Source organism: Marinobacterium ramblicola, assembly GCF_019084545.1.
In the GTDB taxonomy this organism is placed as follows: Bacteria; Pseudomonadota; Gammaproteobacteria; order Pseudomonadales; family Balneatricaceae; genus Marinobacterium_D; species Marinobacterium_D ramblicola.
In genome coordinates this window covers 149159-169245 of sequence record NZ_JAHREP010000003.1, presented here as the reverse complement: position 1 = coordinate 169245, position 20087 = coordinate 149159, and the positions used below count along the sequence as shown (strand labels likewise).

14 protein-coding genes are annotated in these 20087 nt (G+C 60.9%); 11 read left to right on the top strand and 3 right to left on the bottom strand.

Translation table 11 applies throughout. The features are described 5' to 3' along the window. Window positions 1-66 precede the first annotated feature (66 nt). From KQ940_RS03190 to astB, 5 genes are read left to right on the top strand one after another with little or no spacing between them, the layout of a single operon-like run. Complete coding sequence (locus tag KQ940_RS03190) at window positions 67-1320, top strand: hydrolase (protein WP_217411636.1); 1254 nt, start codon at window positions 67-69, stop codon at window positions 1318-1320. Further along, window positions 1314-2345 (top strand): arginine N-succinyltransferase, encoded by a 1032-nt coding sequence (locus KQ940_RS03185; protein ID WP_217411634.1) that lies wholly within the window; start codon window positions 1314-1316, stop codon window positions 2343-2345. The genes KQ940_RS03190 and KQ940_RS03185 overlap by 7 nt, the downstream gene beginning before the upstream one ends. A 36-nt stretch (window positions 2346-2381) precedes the next feature. Further along, on the top strand, window positions 2382-3413 hold the full coding sequence (gene astA, locus KQ940_RS03180) for an arginine N-succinyltransferase (protein WP_217411632.1): 1032 nt from the start codon (window positions 2382-2384) through the stop codon (window positions 3411-3413). A 3-nt stretch (window positions 3414-3416) separates the two neighbouring features. Further along, entirely contained in the window at window positions 3417-4892 is a 1476-nt protein-coding gene (gene astD / locus KQ940_RS03175) for a succinylglutamate-semialdehyde dehydrogenase (RefSeq protein ID WP_217411630.1), read from the top strand. A 47-nt stretch (window positions 4893-4939) separates the two neighbouring features. After that, window positions 4940-6274 carry an N-succinylarginine dihydrolase gene (astB, locus tag KQ940_RS03170; protein WP_217411628.1) on the top strand — a complete coding sequence of 445 codons (1335 nt, stop codon included), beginning with the start codon at window positions 4940-4942 and terminating at the stop codon, window positions 6272-6274. Window positions 6275-6391: 117 nt separating this feature from the next. Here the strand turns inward: astB and aceF are convergent, their stop codons facing one another. The 3 genes from aceF to pdhR form a co-directional block, all read right to left on the bottom strand. Further along, complete coding sequence (gene aceF, locus KQ940_RS03165; RefSeq protein ID WP_217411626.1) at window positions 6392-8368, bottom strand: dihydrolipoyllysine-residue acetyltransferase; 1977 nt, start codon at window positions 8366-8368, stop codon at window positions 6392-6394. 41 nt (window positions 8369-8409) lie between these two features. Continuing rightward, entirely contained in the window at window positions 8410-11058 is a 2649-nt protein-coding gene (aceE, locus tag KQ940_RS03160; protein ID WP_217411801.1) for a pyruvate dehydrogenase (acetyl-transferring), homodimeric type, read from the bottom strand. 272 nt (window positions 11059-11330) lie between these two features. After that, window positions 11331-12092 carry a pyruvate dehydrogenase complex transcriptional repressor PdhR gene (gene pdhR, locus KQ940_RS03155; protein ID WP_217411624.1) on the bottom strand — a complete coding sequence of 254 codons (762 nt, stop codon included), beginning with the start codon at window positions 12090-12092 and terminating at the stop codon, window positions 11331-11333. A gap of 348 nt (window positions 12093-12440) precedes the next feature. Between pdhR and KQ940_RS03150 the strand changes: the two genes are divergently transcribed. From KQ940_RS03150 to KQ940_RS03125, 6 genes are all read left to right on the top strand, one after another. Next, window positions 12441-13514 carry a TRAP transporter substrate-binding protein gene (locus KQ940_RS03150; RefSeq protein WP_217411622.1) on the top strand — a complete coding sequence of 358 codons (1074 nt, stop codon included), beginning with the start codon at window positions 12441-12443 and terminating at the stop codon, window positions 13512-13514. A 160-nt stretch (window positions 13515-13674) separates the two neighbouring features. After that, window positions 13675-14199, top strand: coding sequence for a TRAP transporter small permease subunit (locus KQ940_RS03145; RefSeq protein ID WP_217411620.1), 525 nt, complete (start codon window positions 13675-13677; stop codon window positions 14197-14199). 3 nt (window positions 14200-14202) lie between these two features. Beyond that, window positions 14203-15588 (top strand): TRAP transporter large permease, encoded by a 1386-nt coding sequence (locus KQ940_RS03140; RefSeq protein WP_217411618.1) that lies wholly within the window; start codon window positions 14203-14205, stop codon window positions 15586-15588. A 114-nt stretch (window positions 15589-15702) separates the two neighbouring features. Beyond that, entirely contained in the window at window positions 15703-18558 is a 2856-nt protein-coding gene (locus KQ940_RS03135; protein ID WP_217411616.1) for an FAD-binding and (Fe-S)-binding domain-containing protein, read from the top strand. Between the two features lie 61 nt (window positions 18559-18619). After that, entirely contained in the window at window positions 18620-19108 is a 489-nt protein-coding gene (locus KQ940_RS03130; protein WP_217411614.1) for a universal stress protein, read from the top strand. An 80-nt stretch (window positions 19109-19188) separates the two neighbouring features. Beyond that, entirely contained in the window at window positions 19189-20082 is an 894-nt protein-coding gene (locus KQ940_RS03125; RefSeq protein WP_217411612.1) for an AEC family transporter, read from the top strand. Window positions 20083-20087: the final 5 nt, after the last annotated feature.

Below are 20087 nucleotides of genomic sequence, written 5' to 3'. Positions count from 1 at the left end.
GGCCTGTCGATGTGGCGCACATTCAACAATAATTAACGCTATGAAAAAAATACCGAGGAGTGCCCGATGACTGCCGATCCCCGCTACGCCCCCTGGCTCGCCTGGCTGGACAGCCAGCATGATGAGATGCTGGCGCGTACGCTGGAGTTGGCAGAGATCAACTCCGGCAGCCTCAACGCCGAGGGCGTCAACCGTGTTCGCCAGGCACTGCAGCGCTACACCGAGGCACTGGGCGGCGAAGCCGAGGTGCTACCGGTGGCGCCCTATAACCTGATCGATGAGCGCGGTGAAAGCCGCCAGTTCCCGCTGGGCGACGCCCTGCGCGTGCGCAAACGCCCAGAGGCACCGCTGCAGCTGTTCCTGTGCGGTCATATGGATACCGTGTTCGCCATCGACCACAGTTTTCAAACGGTGTGCTGGCTCGACGACAACACCCTGAACGGCCCCGGCGTGGCCGATCTCAAGGGCGGCCTGATGGTGATGCTGAAGGCGCTGGAAGCACTCGAGCGCAGCCCTTACGCCGAGAGCATCGGCTGGGAGATCCTGTTCAACCCGGATGAGGAGATCGGCTCCCCCGGCTCGGCGCCGCTGATCGCCGACGCTGCCAGCCGCTGCCATCTGGGCCTGATCTACGAGCCCTGCATGCCGGACGGCAGCCTGGCCGGCGCGCGCAAGGGCAGCGGCAACTTCAGCGTCGTCGCCAGGGGACGAGCCGCCCACGCCGGCCGCGAGCACCATCTGGGCCGCAACGCGGTCCGCGCCCTGTGCGACTTTATCTCGGCACTGGACGACCTCAACGGTCAGCGTGACGGCGTCACCATCAACCCGGGCTTCATCCACGGTGGCGGTGCGGTCAACGTGGTGCCCGACACGGCGATGGCACGCTTCAATATCCGCATCGAGCGCCCGGAAGATGAGGTCTGGTGCCTGGCCGAACTGGAGCGGCTCAGCACCGAGATCAACGCCCGCGACGGCCTCAGCCTGGAGCTGCACGGCGGTTTCGGCCGCAAACCCAAGCTGTTGTCGGCGGCCAACCAGGCGCTGTTCGAACTGGCCCGCGATTGCGGCGCCCAACTGGGCATGGCGCTGGAGTGGAAACCCACCGGTGGCTGCTGCGACGGCAACAATCTGGCCGCCGCCGGGGTGCCCAACATCGACACCCTGGGCGTCCAGGGTGGCAAGATCCACAGCGCCGACGAGTACATGCTGGTCAGCAGCCTGACCGAGCGCGCCAAGCTGAGCGCGCTGATCCTGATGCGCCTGGCCAGCGGCGAGCTGGACGCATCCTTGTTTACTGAAGGGAAGACACACCCATGCTGATTATCCGCCCTGTTGATTTTCCGGACCTGCCGGCACTGGAGCAGCTCGCGATTCAGTCCCGCGGCAGTACCACCACCCTGCCTGCCAACAGGGAGTACCTGGGCCAGCTGATCGCCCAGACGCAGGCATCGCTGGACAAAAAGGTCAGCCTGCCGGGCAATGAGTCCTACCATTTTGTGCTCGAGGATAGCGACAGTGGACAGATTCTCGGTATCAGCGGCATCGAGGCCAGCATCGGCCTTGACAGCCCCTTCTATAGCTACCGCATCGACGAGGTGGTGCACGCCTCCCGTGAGCTACAGATCCACAACCGGATTCCGGCGCTGCACCTGTGCCATGACTACAACGGCACCAGCCGGCTCTGCACCCGCTACCTGTCACCGCAAGCGGATACCCCGGCCAATGCTCACCTGCTGTCGCGGGCGCGCATGCTGTTTATCGCCGAATACCCGAAGCGCTTCGCCCGCCGTACGGTGGTCGAACTGCAGGGGATGGTCGACGCCGAGGGCAAATCGCCGTTCTGGGAGTGCCTCGGCCGCCACTTCTTCGGCATGGACATGTCCCAGGCGGACTACCTGACCGGCATCAACCGCAAGACCTTCATCGCCGAACTGATGCCGCACTACCCGGTATACGTGCCACTGCTCAGCGAGGCGGCACGCAACGCCATCGCCCAGCCGCGCCCCGATATCGAGCCGGTGATGGATCTGCTCGAAGACGAGGGTTTCGAATATCGCGGCTATGTCGACATCTTCGATGCCGGCCCCACGCTGGAAGTGCGCACCGACGATATCCGCTCGGTCTGTCAGAGCCAGATGAGCAGGTTGACAGTCAGCGCTCAGCCCGAGGCGAGCGAGCAGTGGCTGATGCTGAGCAACAACGCCCTGTCCCGGTTCCGCGCTCTGCTCGTTCAAGCCGACGCCGAGCGACCGGAGGTCAAGCCGGAGGTGGCCGAACTGCTGCAGCTAAAGGATGGCGCCCCGGTACGGGTACTGCCGCTGGCCGCCGATGATCTGCTGCAGTAACCCGGCACCGACGCACGCAACAAGAGGTACTGAAACATGATGATTATTCGACCGGTGCACCAGGATGACTGGGCCGCGCTGCGCGAGCTGGCGCGTAAAACCGGCCCTGGCTTCACCTCAATGCAGGACGATGACGAGCATGTCCGCAGCATGATCGAGGCCGGTACACGCGCCTTCTCCGCACCACCGGAGAATCGCGATGCCTACTACCTGTTCGTGATGGAGGAGAGCGACAGCGGCCAGGTAGTCGGCACCTGTGCCATCCATGGCGCCGTGGGGATGAAAGATGTCTGGTACAGCTACCGTCTCGGCACCCTGGTACAGGCCTCCCGAGAACTCGGGGTCTACCGCAAGCTCAATACCCTGACCATCAGCAACGACCAGACCGGCTGCAGCGAACTCTGCACCCTGTTCCTCGATCCGGAATACCGCCGCAGTTTGAACGGCCACCTGCTCTCCAAGAGCCGCTTCCTGTTCATGGCGGAGTTTCCGCACCTGTTCAGCGACACCCTGATCGCCGAGATGCGGGGCTATTCCGACGACAATGGAATATCGCCGTTCTGGGAGGGGCTGGGGCGCCAGTTCTTCTCCATCGACTTCACCCAGGCCGATCAGCTCTCCACCCGCAACAAGGTTTTCATCGCCGAGCTGATGCCCAAGCACCCCATCTACACCAACCTGCTGCCGCAGTCGGCACAGGACGCGATCGGGCAGACCCAGGAGGCAACCAAGCCGGCGCGCCGGCTGCTGGAGAGCGAGGGGATGCGCTACAACAACTACGTCGACATCTTCGACGCCGGGCCGATGCTGGAAGCCCCGATGCAGGATATACGGGCGATCCGCGACAGCCTCTATTTCAAGGCCAGGATCGATGACGAGATCGCCGATCAGGAGCAGCCGTTCCTGATCAGCAACACCCTGCTGGAGGGCTTCCGCTGCTGTACCAGCCGCGCCCTGTCGTTGCGTAGCAGCATCGCCAGCCTGAATTCCGAAACCGCAGCCGCATTGAATGTCCGCAGCGGCGATACCCTGCGTATCGTGCCGCTGTTTGCCGAGAGGAGAGCCTGAATCATGACCGATACCCTGTTTATTAACGGCCAATGGCTAGCCGGTAGCGGCGCGCCGCTGAGTTCACACAACCCCGGCAGTGGTGAAACGATCTGGAGTGGTGGCAGCGCCGATCGCGATCAGGTCGACCAGGCCGTGCGCGCCGCCCGTGCCGCGTTCGAACCCTGGTCCGACCTCGGTTTCGACGAGCGTGCCGCCTACTGCCGCCGCTTCGCCGAACAGCTGCAACAGCACAAGGAGGAGCTGGCCGACGCCATCGGCTCTGAAACCGGCAAGCCGCTGTGGGAGAGCCGCACCGAAGTGGCGGCGATGATCGGCAAGATCGAAATCTCGATCCGCGCTTACCAGGAGCGCACCGGTAGCCGCGAAGGCGAAGCCGCCGGCGCCCGCGCCGTGCTGCGTCACCGCCCGCACGGCGTGGTCGCCGTGTTCGGCCCGTACAACTTCCCCGCTCACCTGCCCAACGGCCATATCGTACCGGCGCTGCTGGCCGGCAACTGCGTGGTGTTCAAGCCCAGTGAGCTGACCCCGCGGGTCGCCGAACTGACCCTGTGCTGCTGGCAAGCGGCCGACCTGCCCGCCGGCGTGCTCAACCTGGTGCAGGGGGAGAAGGAGACCGGTATTGCACTGGCCGGCCACCCCGGCATCGACGGTCTGTTCTTCACCGGCAGTTCGCAGACCGGCGAACTGCTGCACCGCCAGTTCGGTGGCCATCCCGGCAAGATCCTGGCGCTGGAGATGGGCGGCAACAACCCGCTGCTGGTCGGCGAGATCAGCGATATTCCCGCCGCCGTGCATGAGACGATCCAGTCCGCCTATATCAGTGCCGGTCAGCGCTGCACCTGCGCCCGCCGTCTGCTGGTACCCAAGGGCGAGGCCGGCGACCGCTTCGTCGCAGCGCTGATCGAAGCGGTGAAGGGGATACAGGTCGGCCGCTACGACGCCGAGCCGCAGCCGTTCATGGGTAGCCTGATCAGCGAAGCGGCGGCAGACCGTATGCTGGCCGCGCGTGACCAGCTGGTCGAGCTAGGCGGCCGTGAGCTGGTAACGCTGAGCAAGCTCGAACCAGGTACGGCTCTACTGTCGCCGGGACTGATCGACGTCAGCGCGATTGCACAACTGCCGGACGAGGAGTACTTCGGCCCGCTGCTGCAGCTGATCCGCTACCGCGATTTCGACCAGGCGATTGCCGAAGCCAACAACACCCGATTCGGACTCTCCGCCGGCCTGCTCAGCGACAGTCGGGAGCAGTATGAGCGCTTTGTGCGCCGGATCCGTGCCGGCATCGTCAATTGGAACAAGCAGCTTACCGGTGCCAGCAGTGCCGCCCCGTTCGGCGGCATCGGCGCCAGCGGCAACCACCGCGCCAGCGCCTACTATGCGGCGGACTACTGCGCCTACCCGGTTGCAGGACTGGAACTCGACCAGGTGCAGCTGCCCGAAACCCTGTCGCCCGGTCTGAAGCTGGGTAATGCATAACGCCTGGGAGGCGTGCCCGCGCGCCCCCCGGCAACCGGAGAAAAAAAATGAACGCATTTGAAGCAAATTTTGACGGCCTGGTCGGGCCGACCCACAACTACAGTGGCCTGTCGTTCGGCAATATCGCGTCCGACCGTAATCAGGCCAAGCCTTCCAACCCGAAGCAGGCGGCGCTGCAGGGCCTGACCAAGATGAAGGCGCTGTATGATCTGGGCATGGTTCAGGGCGTACTGGCGCCGCAGGAGCGGCCCGACGTGCAGACCCTGCGCCGCCTGGGCTTCTCCGGCTCCGACTCGTCGGTGCTGTTCCAGGCCGCCCAGTATGCACCACGGGTGCTCGCTGCCTGCTGCTCGGCATCGAGCATGTGGACCGCCAACGCCGCAACCGTGTCGCCCAGTGCCGATACCCTCGACAGCCGGGTCCACTTCACCCCAGCCAACCTGACCAACAAGTTTCACCGCTCGATCGAGCATGAAACCACCGGTCGTATCCTGCGCGCCACCTTCCCCAATGAAAGACATTTCCGCCACCACTGCGCACTGCCCGGTGTGGAGCAGTTCGGCGATGAAGGCGCCGCCAACCATACCCGCTTCTGTCACGAGTACGGTCAACGCGGGGTGGAGTTTTTCGTTTTTGGCCGCTACGCCTTTGACAGCAGCAAGCCGGCACCGAGCAAGTTCCCGGCCCGCCATACCTACGAGGCATCACAGGCGATCGCCCGCAAGCACCAACTGAGCAGCCGGGATGTGGTCTACGCCCAGCAGAATCCGGATGTCATCGATCAGGGGGTGTTCCATAACGACGTTATCGCCGTGGGCAACCGTGATCTGCTGTTCTGCCATCAGCAAGCCTTCCTCGATCAGGAGGAGGTCAAGCGTCGGCTGACCCGCGCGATGCAGGATGATTTCCGCGTTATCGAGGTGCCGACCGAGCAGGTCTCGGTGCAGGATGCGGTGCGCTCCTACCTGTTCAACAGCCAGCTGCTGTCGCTGCCAGACGGGCGCACGCTGCTGGTGATCCCGGAGGAGTGCCGCCAAACACCGGCGGTATGGCACTACCTGCAGGACCTGGTCGCCAGCGGTCGCGGCATCGACGAGCTGAAGATCTTCGATCTGAAGCAGAGCATGAGCAACGGCGGCGGCCCCGCCTGCCTGCGCCTGCGCGTGGTGCTGAACGAAGAGGAACGGGCCGCGGTCAATCCCCATACACTGATCAACGACGAGCTGTACGCCAAACTGAGTGCTTGGGTGAACAAACACTATCGTGACCGTCTAGAGGAGCGTGATCTGGCCGATCCGAAGCTGCTGATGGAATCCCGCTTCGCCCTCGATGAGCTGACCCAGATCCTGAACCTGGGCTCGATCTACCCGTTCCAGCGTTAATCCGATCTGCGGGCCAGAGAAAGGCCCCGATCTATCCGGTTCTCCACTCCTGTTGTTTGCCAACAGCCATTAAAAAGGCTCCCGAAGGAGCCTTTCTTTTTACCTGTCGATCCGGTCTCAGAGCACCAGACGACGGATATCGCTGAGCAGACCGTTAAGGTCGGTCAGGAAGCGGCCAGCATCTCCGCCGTTGATGGCGCGGTGATCGTAGGACAAGCACAGCGGCAGCATCTGACGCGGTACAAACTCCTTGCCGTTCCAGCGCGGCTTGATATCCGCCCTGGACACACCGAGGATCGCCACTTCCGGGGCATTGACGATCGGCGTAAAGCCGGTACCGCCGATACCGCCGAGGCTGGAGATGGTAAAGCAGGCGCCCTGCATCTCGTTCGGCTTCAGCTTGCGATCCTTGGCCTTGCCGGCCAGCTCGATCGCTTCCTTCGACAGTTCGTAGATGCTCTTCTTGTCGGCATCCTTGATCACCGGCACCATCAGACCGTTCGGCGTGTCCACCGCCAGACCGATGTTCACATATTTCTTGTAGACAATATGCTCGCCATCGGCGTGCAGTGATGCATTGAACTTCTGGTGACGGCTCAGCGCAATCGCGGCGGCCTTGATCAGGAACGGCAGCGGGGTCAGCTTGACGCCAGACTTGGCCGCTTCGTCCTTCATCTCCTTGCGGAAGGCTTCGAGCTCGGTGATATCCGCTTCGTCGAACTGAGTCACGTGCGGGATGTTCAGCCAGCAGCGTGACATGTTGTCGCGGGTAACCTTGTCGATCTTGCTCAGCTTGACCATCTCGATCTCGCCGAACTTGCTGAAGTCGACAGCCGGAATCGGCGGGATGCCGGAACCACCGCTGACGCCTGCCGCTGCGGGAGCACCCTGCTCCAGCTGCTTCAGCGCGCTCTTGACGTAGCTCTGCACATCCTCTTTGATGACACGACCCTTGCGGCCGCTGCCGCCGACCTTGGTCAGATCGACACCGAACTCGCGAGCCAGGGCGCGTACCGCCGGGCCTGCGTAGACGGAGCGGTTTTTCTTATCCAGCGCGGCCAGATCGCCGGCGGAGATCGCTTTACCGGCCGCCGGTGCCGCAGCGGGCACGGCAGGCGCAGCGGGGGCTGCCGCAGCGGGCGCGGGTGCCGGAGCGGCTGCAGCCGGTGCTGGTGCGGCGCCGACCACTTCCAGTTCGAGCAGCAGGTCACCTTCGTTGACCTTGTCGCCCTCCTTGATCTTCATCGACTTGACCACGCCGCCCTTGGGCGCCGGGACCTCCATCGATGCCTTGTCGGTCTCCAGGGTGATCAGGCTGTCGCCCTCGGCGATGGTATCGCCCTCCTTGACCAGCACTTCGATCACGTCGACGTCGGAGGCACCGCTCAGATCCGGAATCAGCACCTGTTCGATGCCGCCGGACACCGGTGCTGCAGCCGGGGCCGCAGCGGGTGCAGGCGCTTCGGCCGCCGGAGCGGGAGCCGCTGCGGCAGGTGCCGGAGCAGCGCCACCGGAGACCTCAAGCTCAAGCAGCAGGTCGCCTTCGTTGACCTTGTCTCCCTCGTTGATCTTCATCGACTTGATGACGCCACCCTTGGGTGCCGGCACTTCCATCGAGGCCTTGTCGGTCTCCAGTGTGATCAGGCTGTCACCTTCGGCCACGGTATCGCCCACCTTGACCAGCACCTCGATCACGTCGACGTCGGAGGCGCCGCTCAGATCGGGGATCAGCACCTGTTCGACGCTGCTTGCGGCCGCTGCCGCGGCAGGAGCTGGGGCTGCAGCCGGTGCAGGCGCCGCTTCAGCGGCCGGCGCCGGTGCCGGAGCGGCAGCAGGAGCGGCTGCCGCCGATGCACCCGCCGTCTCCAGTTCGACGATGGCATCGCCTTCGCTGCAGGTGCCGCCTTCGCTGACCAGAATGTTTTTCACTACGCCTGCGGCGGTGGAGGGCACATCCATCGATGCCTTGTCGGTTTCCAGCGTGATCAGGCTGTCGCCCTCGGCTACGGTGTCACCCACCTTGACGCAGATCTCGATGATATCGACACCTTCATGACCGCCGATATCCGGTACTGTAATAGTTGTTGTGCTCACAATACTGTCCTCTCGTTAACCTTCAGATGTTCAGTGCCAGATCACACGGTCCAGGGGGCCGGTTTCTCCGGGTTGAGATTGAACTTCTGCATCGCCTTGGCAACGACGGAAGGCTCGATCTTGCCCTCCTCCTGCAGCGCTTTCAGCGCCGCTATACAGACGTAGTAGCGGTTAACTTCGAAGAATTCACGCAGCTTGGTACGGGTATCGGAGCGGCCGAAACCGTCGGTACCGAGCACCTTGTAGCGGCGCGGGATGTACTCACGCAGCTGATCGGCGTAGAGACGCATGTAGTCGGTCGATGCGATGACCGGCCCTTCATGGTCTTTCAGCGCCTGTTCGACGTAGGACTCACGCGGCTGCTCTTCCGGATGCAGCATGTTCCAGCGGTACACCGCCTGAGCATCGCGACGCAGCTCGTTGATCGACGTGGTGCTCCAGACATCCGCCTCGACACCGAACTCGTCACGCAGCAGCGTAGCGGCTTCGCGTACTTCGCGCAGGATAGAGCCGCAACCGAACAGCTGTACCTTGAGATCGGCCTTGCCGCCCTCTTCCAGCAGGTACATACCCTTGACGATGCCCTCTTCGGCACCCTGGGGCATCTCCGGATGCTGGTAGTTCTCGTTCAGCGTGGTGATGTAGTAGAACTTGTTCTCCTGATCCTGGTACATCCGCTTCAGGCCGTCCTGCACAATCACCGCCACTTCGTAGCCGTAGGTCGGGTCGTAGCTGACGCAGTTCGGGATCATCTGCGCCATCAGGTGGCTGTGGCCGTCCTGGTGCTGCAGACCTTCGCCGTTCAGCGTGGTACGACCTGAGGTGGCACCGATCAGGAAGCCGCGCGCCTGCATATCGCCGGCGGCCCAACACAGGTCCATGACGCGCTGGAAGCCAAACATGGAGTAGAAGATGTAGAACGGCACCATGGTGCAGTTGTTGTTGGCGTAGGAGGTGGCACAGGCCAGCCAGGCCGACATGGCGCCCGCCTCGTTGATCCCCTCCTCCAGGATCTGACCGGTCTTCGACTCCTTGTAGAACATGATCTGGTCGGAGTCATGCGGCACGTAACGCTGACCGGCGGAGGAGTAGATACCGAGCTGACGGAACATCCCCTCCATACCGAAGGTACGCGCCTCGTCAGGCACGATAGGCACCACACGGCTGCCCATGTTCTTGTCTTTCACCAGCGCGCTGATAACGCGGTTCAACGCCATCTGCGTCGACAGCGTGCGGTCACCGGAGGATTTCAGCTGACCGGAGAAGGTTTCCAGATCCGGCGTCTCCAGCTTCTCGAACTCTACGCGGCGCGCCGGGTAGAAGCCACCGAGCTTCTGTCGGCGCTCGAGCATGTACTTCATCTCCGGAGAGTCCGGAGCCGGACGGTAGTAGGGAACGTCCTTCAACTGATCATCGGTCAGCGGAATATTGAAACGGTCGCGGAACGACTTGAGGTCATCCATCGCCACCTTTTTCAGCGAGTGGGTATCGTTCTTGGCCTGGCCGGACTGACCGGTGCCGTAACCCTTGACGGTCTGCGCCAGAATAACGGTCGGCTGTCCCTTGTTGTTCATCGCCTGATGGTAGGCCGCATACACCTTGTACGGATCGTGACCACCACGGTTCAGGTTCATGATCTCGTCGTCGGACATATCCTTGACCATCTCGGCCAGTTCCGGATATTTGCCGAAGAAGTGCTCACGGGTATAGGCGCCACCGTTGGCCTTGTAGTTCTGCAGTTCGCCGTCGCACACTTCGTTCATGCGCTTGACCAGCAGACCCTTGGTGTCCTTCTCGAACAGCGGATCCCAGTGGCGGCCCCACAGACACTTGATCACGTTCCAGCCGGCACCGCGGAAGATCCCCTCCAGCTCCTGCACGATCTTGCCGTTACCACGAACCGGACCGTCCAGACGCTGCAGGTTACAGTTGATCACGAACACCAGGTTTTCAAGCTGCTCACGACCGGCCAGCGAGATGGCACCCAGGGTTTCCGGTTCGTCACACTCACCGTCCCCGAGGAAAGCCCAGACCTTGCGGTCGCCGCGTTTGACCAGATCACGTGCAGACAGATAACGCATCACGTGAGCCTGGTAGATCGCCTGGATCGGCCCCAAGCCCATGGAAACGGTCGGGAACTGCCAGAAGTCCGGCATCAGCCAGGGGTGCGGATAGGAGGAAAGACCGTTGCCGTCCACTTCCCGGCGGAAATTATCGAGCTGTTCTTCGGTCAGACGCCCTTCAAGGTAGGCGCGCGCGTAGATACCCGGTGAAATATGTCCCTGGAAGAACACCATGTCCGACTCGCGGTCGCCTTCCGGACCATGGAAAAAGTAGTTGAAACCGATGTCGTACAGCGTGGCGGATGAGGAGAAGCTGGAGATGTGACCACCCAGGCCCTCATCGTTGTCGTTGGCGCGCATGACCATCGCCATCGCGTTCCAGCGGATGAATGAGCGGATGCGACGCTCCATGAACAGATCACCCGGCATGCGTACCTCTTCGCGCGGGGCAATGGTGTTCACATAGGGTGTGTTCAGAGTGGCAGCACCACCGACGCCGATTTCGGCGGCCTTGGTGCCAAGCTTGGTAAGCAGGTAGCGCGCACGCTCGTTACCGTCGTTTTTGGCGACAGACTCAAGCGCTTCCATCCATTCACGGGTTTCGATTGGATCGATATCGTCAATCATCTCGTCTTGCACTGTGCTTTCTCCGATTCCTGTAGCCGTCTTATTTGTTTGCATGGGAGAACGAGCTCTACTCCGGCTCATGGCCAGAGCATCCGTTTCCCGGTTGTGCCCCTGTCAATACAGTACCTGAGGTGTTGCACTGCAACATCCGACGGGTCACTTATTATGTGTAAAGATACTACACATTATGTTTCAAACAGTCTACAAAGCGCCCTTACAGTCCGTATTGTTATCAGACTGCTCCTACAATTTGTAATTTTTATACAAAAACGTTAGCGAGAGAGGTCAGAACGACGAAGCGACCTCTCCAGCCGAGTGTTTTCCCTCCCCTGTTCGAGCAGAGCCTCTTCAACATAGACCAGATGATCGTGCGCTGCCTTGCGCGCACGCTCCGGATCACCATCGCAGATCGCATCCATCAGCACCTGGTGCTGCTCATGTATCTTCTTCCGGTAATCCGCCTTGGGGTAGATATTCTGCAAGTTGTCACCGATGTGCTGCTGCAGCAGACGAAACAGCGCTCGCATCATATGCAGCAACACCATGTTATGGGTTGCTGCCGCAATTGACAGATGGAAGTCCACATCGGCCGCCACCTCCTTCTCGAACTCTTTGGTGGCATGGTATCCCTCCAGGGTCCGGTAGCATTTCCGGATCGCCTCACGGTCGGCCGAAGTACTGCGCAATGCAGCATAGTAGGCCGTCACCCCCTCCAGGGCGTGACGAAACTCCAGCAGGTCGTATTGCGCCTCGGGATGAGTTCTAAACAGCTCCAGCAGCGGGTCCGAAAAGGAGCCACCCAGATCCTCCGATACATAGGTTCCCCCGCCCTGACGGCTGACCAACAACCCCTTGGCGGCAAGCTTCTGCACCGCTTCACGCAATGAAGGCCGGGATACCTCGAACTCCTTTGCCAGTTCCCGCTCCGGCGGCAACCTCTGCCCCGGCTTCAACGTGCCCTCAAGGATCATCGCCTCCAACTGCCCCATGATCACATCCGACAGCTTCGGCGGCTTAACCCTTTGATATGCCATATAAATCCTCAACCAGAAGACTTTGGTAAGACCATTAATCCTAGCGCGTTCCCGCTTCCGGGACCAGCCTCTAAAATCCCATACAAATAACATATAAATAATTGGTATTACCAATAGCGCAAAATATCCATTGTATTACTACCTATGAAACACCCCTAACAATGCACAAAAAATCAATACAAAAAATTATTGACAGTCTTTGTACAAAAAAAATACAGTACCTCATCGATCTTTAGGGCAATTGGTCTTACCAATCAATCAAAGACGATATACATGGCGTCGCCACCCCATGACGCCATGGCGATCATCCCGAACACGAGATAACAACAACGAACCCAAGGGTGTGTCATGAAGAAATTTGCCAAAACAGTGCTCTCCACTGCCGTCCTCGCCGGGGCCGCGCTCTCCCTGTCCACTCCCGCCGCCGCAGGCGACAAACTGCTGCTGAAAACGCCGGTAGCCTTTGGTACCCATCTGCCCGCGCTGGGCTCTCCGATCAAGTGGGTTTCCGAACAGTTGCCGTTGATGTCCGACGGCGACATCAAGATGAAGATCTACGAGCCGGGCAAGCTGGTCAGCCCGCAGGAGATCCTGGATGCAGTCTCCTCCGGCAAGGTGAACTCCGGTTACTCCACTGCCGGCTACTGGCAGGGCAAGCTGCCGGCGGCAGCACTGTTCTCCGCCGTGCCCTTCGGCCCGGAAGCGGGCGAATACATGGCCTGGATGTACTACGGCAACGGCCTGAATCTGTACCAGGAGATGTACGACAACGGCGGCTACAACGTTAAGGTGATCCCCTGCGCCATCATCTCGCCGGAAACCTCGGGCTGGTTCTCCAAGCCGATCGAGAAACCGGAGGATCTGCAGGGCCTGAACATGCGCTTCTTCGGCCTTGGCGCCTCGGTCATGGAGAAGCTGGGCGTGGGTACCGTGCAACTGCCGGGTGGCGAGATCTTCGGCGCACTGGAGAAGGGTGCCATCGATGCCACCGAGTTCTCCCAGCCGGCGATCGATCAGCGTCTGGGCCTGCATAAGATCGTCAAGTACAACTACTTCCCGGGCTGGCACCAGCAGGCCACCGTGTTCGAACTGCTGGTGAATAAGGACACCTGGAAAGAGATGAGCGAGAGCAAGCAGGCGATCGTGGAGAACACCTGCAAGGCGTCGATGACCAACGCCATCGCCGAAGGCGAGGCGATGCAGTTCCCGGTAATGGAGAAGGCCAAGCAGGACGGTGTCGAGATCCGTTACTGGAACCAGACCATGCTGGATACCTTCAAGACCAAGTGGGACGAAGTGGTGACCGAAAAGAGCGCCGCCGATCCGTTCTTCAAGAAGGTATGGGATGACATGAGCACCTTCCGCCAGGGTTATGACCTCTGGGAAGCCAATGCCTTCCTGCCACGCGTGCAGAAGAACTGATCCGCACACGCAATGCCTCCACGGGCGGTCCGTCGCTGCGGACCGCCTGTCTTATGTACAGGATGTACGGTATGCCGCGGGCGCATGGATGCGCAGGAGCGGCACCGCCCGCTTCGGGCAACCTCGACGATCGATTGAATTAACAGGGTAGGGTCTTCCGGTGACTGAACAAGACAAGCTGCCGCCAGTGCCGCTGGCCGACGGCATCGACCGGCTGATAAAGCGTATCGGGCTCGGCGTGGCCTGGGTCTATGTACTGCTGGTATTGGTAATTATTCTGCAGGTGGTGCTGCGCAAGGGGTTCGCTCATGGCCTGATCGCGCTGGAGGAGCTGCAGTGGCATCTCTACGCGGTCGGTGTCATGTTCGGTTTGAGTTATGCACAGGTCACCAACTCACATGTCCGCGTCGACCTGTTCTATACCCGTTTCAGCAACAAAACCAAGCGTGTGATCGAGGTGCTCGGCATCCTGGTGCTGGTGATGCCGTTCATCGTCATCACCTTCCTGCACAGCCTGGATTTCGTCGCCGACTCCTGGCGCATCAACGAGCACTCCTCCGCCCCGTCCGGGCTACCCTGGCGCTGGCTGATCAAGAGCGCCATACCGCTCACCCTGGCACTGTTGGGGCTGGCGATGATCTCGCGCCTGATTCGCGAACTGACGCTGCTGGCACGGGGGGAGTAAGCAATGGATATCAACGAGATTCTGGTTATCGCGATGTTCCTGACCTTCATCGCGCTGCTGTTCACCGGCATCCCCGTGGCCTGGGTGCTGGGCGGTACCGGCGTGCTGTTCGCCGGCATCGGTTACCTGGCCGACCTTCATCTGGACACGATCACCGGACTGGACTACACCACGCTGGGTCTGGTGGTGAACCGGCTGTGGAAGATCATGGACAACTGGATCCTGGTCGCGCTGCCGATGTTTATCTTCATGGGCATCATGCTGGACAAGTCCGGCGTCGCCGAGCGCCTGATGCAGTCGATGCAGGAGCTGTTCGGCCGGGTGCGCGGCGGGCTGGCGATCACCGTTACCGCCATCGGCATCATCCTCGCCGCATCGACCGGCATTATCGGCGCGTCGGTGGTGCTGCTGGCAGTAATGTCGCTATCGACGATGACCAAGCAGGGCTACTCCATGCCGCTGGCGCTGGGCACCATCGCCTCCGCCGGTACCCTCGGCATCCTGATCCCGCCCTCGATCATGCTGGTGATCATGGCCGACCAGTTAGGACTGTCGGTGGGCGATCTGTTCATGGGCGCGGTCGTGCCGGGCCTGATGCTGGGCGCGATGTATATCATCTACATCCTGATCACCGGCTGGCTGAAGCCGGGAGCGGCCCCCGCTCCAGAGGACGCCAAGCCGGTGACGCCGGCCGCGTTCCTCAACGTGATGAAGGCGGTACTGCCGACCCTGCTGCTGATCTTCGTCGTGCTGGGCTCAATCTTCGCCGGCATCGCCACACCGACCGAAGCCTCCGGCGTCGGTGCCTTCGGCGCCACGCTGCTGGCGATGTACAACAGGAAGTTCAGCTTCCAGGTATTGAAGGAGGTGATGTCCGGCACCATGAACACCACCGCCTACATCTTCGCCATCTTCATCGGCGCCACCTGCTTCGCGCTGGTGCTGCGCGAGCTGGGCGGCGACGAGTTGATCGAGTCGTTCCTGACCGGGCTGCCATTCGGCCCCTACGGCATCATCTTCTTTATCCTCGGCGTGATCTTCCTGCTCGGTTTCTTCCTTGACTGGATCGAGATCACCCTGATCATCCTGCCGCTGCTGGCACCGGTGATCTCGGCGCTGGGGCTGGAGATCGATGGCTATGGCGTGGTCGACAACCCGGAGCTGGTCTGGTTCGTGATGCTGGTGGCGATGGCGTTGCAGACCTCATTCCTGACGCCGCCGGTAGGCTTTGCGCTATTCTACCTGAAAGGGGTATGTCCGCCGGACGTCAAGCTGACCGATATCTACAAGGGCGTCATTCCGTTCATCCTGTTGCAGTTGCTGGCGCTGCTGGTGCTGATCTTCCTCCCGCAACTGGTGCTCTGGCTGCCGGCCAACGCCTACGGGTGATCGTCCACCATAACTGGATAGACCCAGGTTTTACCCGGCGAGGCATCCACCTCGCCGGTTGCAGTTTCCGCCCGCAATTTGGAGCGGCCAAAGTCAATGAGGTTAGTTACGCACATGATACCGGCATACCAGGCCTTTTATGATCAGCTCCGGACCTTCATTCCCGAATCGCGACTGATCCACGATCCGTTACGCACCCTGGCCTATGGCACCGACGCCAGTTTCTACCGACTAATCCCGCAACTGGTGGTTCGCGCGGAGAGCGAGGAGGAGGTGATCGGCATTGTCCAACTGGCCGATCAGCAGAAGGTCCCGATCACCTTTCGTGCCGCCGGCACCAGCCTGTCCGGACAGGCGATCACCGATTCGGTATTGGTCACCCTCGGTGACGGCTGGAGCGGTCATCGCATTCTGGATAATGCCCGACGCATCAGTCTACAACCCGGTGTCATCGGCGCTCAGGCCAACCGCTACCTCGCCCCCTTCCAACGCAAGATCGGCCCGGACCCGGCATCGATCAATGCGGCCAAGATTGGTGGCATCGCTGCCAATAATGCCAGCGGCATGTGCTGCGGTACCGCACACAACAGTTACCGAACCCTGGATTCGATGCGCATGATCCTGGCCGACGGCAGCTTGCTCGACACCGCCAACGACGACAGCGTCGCCGCGTTTCGCCAAAGCCACCGTAGCTTGCTGGATGCGCTGGACGCCCTGGCCCGACTCACCCGGGCCAACCAGCCCCTGGCCGACCGCATTGCGCACAAATACCGACTGAAGAACACCACGGGCTATGCACTCAATGCGCTGATCGACTACGAGGACCCGATTGATATCCTGCAGCATCTGATGATCGGCTCTGAAGGCACACTCGGCTTTATCTCCGAGATCACCTACCGGACGGTGCCGGACCATCCGCACAAGGCTTCGGCACTGGTGTTCTTCGACCGGCTGCATACCGCCTGCGAAGCAGTGGCGCGGGTCAAGTCGGAGCCGGTGGATGCGGTGGAGCTGATCGACCGTGCCGGCCTGCGATCGATCGAGCAAAAGCCGGGCATGCCCGAGTTCATCCGTGAGCTACCGGATGATGCCGCAGCGCTGCTGATCGAAACCCGCGCCGCCGATGGGCAGAGCCTCGAAGAGCAGGCCCGACGCATCTGCGCTGCCATCGCAGAACTTCCCACCAGCCGACCGGTGGAGTTCACCTCGGACCCCGCCACCTGCGCTCAATATTGGGCGATCCGTAAGGGGCTGTTCCCCGCCGTGGGTGCCGTGCGCAACACCGGCACCACGGTGATCATCGAGGATATCGCGGTACCGGTGCCGCAATTGGCCGAGGCGGTCGACGACCTGCACCGTATCTTTGAACGCTGGGGTTACCCTGAAGCACTGATCTTCGGTCATGCGCTGGAGGGCAATCTGCATTTCGTCTTTACCCAATCGTTCGATACACCAGAGGAGATCGAACGCTACTCGGGTCTGATGGATGATGTCGCCAACCTGATCGTCGGTCGTTACGACGGCTCGCTGAAGGCCGAGCACGGTACCGGTCGCAACATGGCCCCCTATGTCGAGCTCGAGTGGGGCGCGGAAGCCTACGCGCTGATGTGGGAGCTGAAACAACTGCTCGATCCGCAACAGATCTTGAACCCCGGCGTCATCCTGAACCAGGATGCCGATATACACCTGAGCAACCTGAAACCGATGCCCGCCGCCGACCCGCTGATCGACACCTGTATCGAGTGCGGCTTCTGCGAACCCAGCTGCCCCTCCCGGGCGCTGACGCTGACACCGCGCCAGCGCATCGTGATCTGGCGCGAGATCGCCCGACTCGAGCGCAGTGGCGACGATCCGGAACGGCTGAAAAGATTACGCAAGGACTACCGCTATCAGGGTGACGACACCTGCGCTGCCTGTGGCCTCTGCTCCACCGCCTGCCCAGTCGGCATCAACACCGGCGATCTGACCCGATCCATTCGTCATCAGCGCAACACCCGTCACCGCGGCACTGCGGACTGGATAGCCCGCCACTACGCCGGTATCGGCAGCGCCAGCCGCATCACCCTCAATCTCGCGGATGGAATGCACCGCCTTATCGGCACCAGCGCCATGAGCAAACTCACCTCCGGCATGCGCAAGCTCTCCGGCAACAGGGTGCAGCAGTGGACGCCGGCGATGCCGACCGGCGCCCCGCGACTGAACCCGCGCGAACTCCCGTCCATGCAAGCCGCTGACGACTCTATGCGCCCCAAGGTGGTCTATCTGCCTAGCTGCGCAAGCCGAGTGATGGGACCTCAGCACGGTAGCGACGCCCGACCGCTGATAGAGGTGACCCATACCCTGCTGACCCAGGCGGGATTCGATGTCATCTACCCCGATCAGATCGAGTCCCTGTGCTGCGGCATGCCATTCCAGTCCAAAGGGATGTACGAGACTGCGGATATGAAATCGCAGGAGCTTGACAAAGAGTTGCTGCGCATCACTGAACAAGGTCGAATTCCGGTCTATTCTGATACCAGTCCCTGTACTCTGAGACTGAAAGAGAAGATCGATCCGGTTATCGAACTGTATGACAGCATCGATTTCCTTGACCGGTTCGTGGTGGAGAGGTTAAACCTGAACCCGATAGCCGAACCGATCGCCCTGCATATCACCTGCAGCGCAACCCGGATGGGTCAGGCCGATGCACTCAGGCGCATCGCAGCATATTGCGCTACCGACGTCGTGATACCGGACGACATCAGCTGCTGCGGCTTTGCCGGGGACAAGGGGTTTAGCACGCCGGAACTCAATGCCAGTGCGTTGAGAACGCTAAAGGACAGCGTCGGACACTGCGCCGAGGGGTTCTCCAGCAGTCGAACCTGCGAGATCGGCCTCAGCCATCACAGCGGCATAGAGTACAAATCAATTGTTTATCTGCTGGCGCGATGTGCCAGCGATGCTAAAACCGCTACAGTCGACCCAACATAGTCGACGACAAACAGTCGGCGCAGATCAGACACAAGACTGATCGCCACAAAAGGAGAGCAACATGGCACTGCCAGAGATCAAAACCATTCTGTATACCAGCTCACTGGGCGCCCATACCCGCCCCGTATTCCGGCACGCAGTACAACTGGCACATAGTCTGGGCGCCAGAATCATCATGCTGCATGTGGTTGAACCGGTGGGCGAAATGGGGCGCGCGCTGATCCACAGCTACCTGCCGGATGATGTAATCAAAAAGATGCACGACGAGGGGATCAACCGCGTACTGGAGCAGATGAAGGAGCGACTGGAAAAGTTCAGGGACGAGGAGTTGAAGGCAATGGGACGCGATTTCGACTTCGAGATCGAGCCAGTGGTCGCCGAAGGCCAGCACTCGGAAACCATCCTGCGCCAGGCCGAAAAACTGGGTGCTGACCTGATCGTCATGGGTCAGGAGAACACCTTCGGCCACCACAGCCCGACTACCCATCATGTAGTAAGACAGGCTAAGATTCCGGTTTTCGTCGTGCCGACCGGCAAGCAATACCTGTAATTCACGCAACGTCCTGCCGGCCAACGCCGAAGGGCGTTTCGGCCGCAGGGGCTTGCCTGCCCCTGCGCTAAGGACCTCAAATGGATGTTACATCTCTCCAGCTCATCGAGCGGATCTTTCAGACGGTCGTCCCTCTGGTCGCGATCGTAGGGCTCGGCTATATCTATGCCCGTCGCTCGCATGTCGATATGTCGGTCGCCAACCGCATCAACATGGACCTATTCTGCCCGGCGCTGATCTTTTCCGTTATGTCGGCGAAATCGTTCGATCTGGTCACCCATATCGATCTGGCGATAGGGGCCCTTCTGGTCGTGCTCGGATCGGGCCTGCTGGTCTGGCCGCTATGCCGGCTGATCGGGGTAGCACCAAAAACCTTCGTACCACCAATGATGTTCAACAACAGCGGCAACCTGGGCATACCGCTGGTCGTACTCGCCTTCGGCGAATATGCTCTGCCCGCTGCCGTGGTGATGTTTCTGGTGGAAAACCTGCTGCACTTTACCGTTGGCATGTACATCATGGATCACCGCACCCATCCGATGACGCTGGCGCGCAATCCGATGATTCTGGCAACTGTAGCGGGGCTGATCTGGAGTCTGTTTAAACTACCCCTGCCGATGGTGGTTCACACACCGATCGACATGCTCGGCAAGATCGCCATTCCGCTGATGCTGTTCGCACTGGGGGTGCGTATGACCAGCATCGACTTCAGCAACTGGAAGCCGGGACTTTGGGGATCGTTTCTTGCCCCCTTGAGCGGCTTGTTGATCGCAATACCCGTCACCTTCGCACTCGGACTCGATCAGCAGCAGACCGCTTACCTGATACTGTTCGGTGCCCTGCCGCCGGCAGTACTGAACTACATGGTATCGGAGCGTTATAACCAGGAACCTCAACAGGTCGCATCCATCGTATTGATCAGCAACATGGCAAGCCTGGCGATCATTCCATTGACTCTGGCATTTATCCTGTAGCGAAA